The organism is Ruegeria sp. AD11(2025) (genome assembly GCF_056542405.1).
This window is the reverse complement of sequence record NZ_JBQFZU010000115.1, coordinates 1-1000: the sequence shown is the minus strand read 5'-3', so window position 1 is coordinate 1000 and position 1000 is coordinate 1. Positions and strand designations below refer to the sequence as shown.

Annotated in this window: 1 protein-coding gene; it reads left to right on the top strand. The window is 60.1% G+C overall.

Annotated elements, in window-relative coordinates; genetic code table 11:
- Nucleotides 1-65: 65 nt before the first annotated feature.
- A partial coding sequence (locus ACR1XY_RS24590; protein ID WP_480597439.1) for an IS5 family transposase occupies nucleotides 66-1000 on the top strand: 935 nt, incomplete at its 3' end.

Below are 1000 nucleotides of genomic sequence, written 5' to 3'. Positions count from 1 at the left end.
GAGCGTGTTGCACAAATCGTTTCCGATGCATAGCTGGTCCTTCGAATTGACTGCGGGATGCTGGGATGCCTTTCAAATTCAATGCGTCGCGGCGGGATAGGTTTGCGAAGGCAAAGTACCGTGTGACGAACTGGGCCGAATACAACGAGGCGCTGCGCCTGCGTGGTGACGTAACGGTCTGGATTGGCGAGGACGCGGTGTCTGGATGGTGCGCCATGCGCAAAGGAAAGCGCGGCGGTCAGCAGCGATACTCCGATCTGGCGATCGAGATGTGTCTTACCTTGCGCGTGGTGTTCGGCCTGCCGCTTCGGCAAACTCAGGGCTTTGTGCGCAGTCTGCTGCAGCTCATGGAACTGGATCTCCCCGTGCCGGATTACTCGACGCTCTGCCGGCGTGCGCAAACGCTTCTGATCGTGTCTGACATTCGCACGGCCGGTGGACCGATCACGCTGGTTGTGGACAGCACCGGGTTGCGTGTCCACGGTGGCCGCGACTGGATGCGGGAGAAGCATGGGCTACCAAAGGCCCGCAAGACATGGCGCAAACTGCATATCGGGTTCGACCCGGAAAGCGGCGAGCTCGTCGCGTCACGCCTAACAACCGAGCATGTCGGAGATTCCGGCGCATTGCCTGATCTTCTTGCCGAGGTGGCCGGTCCTGTTCACCGTTTCATCGCAGACGGTGCTTATGACGGTACACCAACCGCCGCAACGATCCGACGGGCTTTCGGTGCGGATGTCGAGCTGATCATTCCGCCGCCGAAGAACGCCGTTCCCGGAGAGTGCGCCGCACGCAACGCCCATATCGACATGATCGCCAAGGGCGGTCGTATGGCCTGGCAGAAGGCCACTGGCTATGGCCAAAGATCATGCGGCGAGGCCCAGATCGGGCGTTACAAACAAGTCATCGGATCAGAGCTGCGCAGCCGCAAATTGGAGACCCAAACGACCGAAACCAAGATTGCTGTCAATGCTCTCAACCGCATGACCCATCTCGGTCG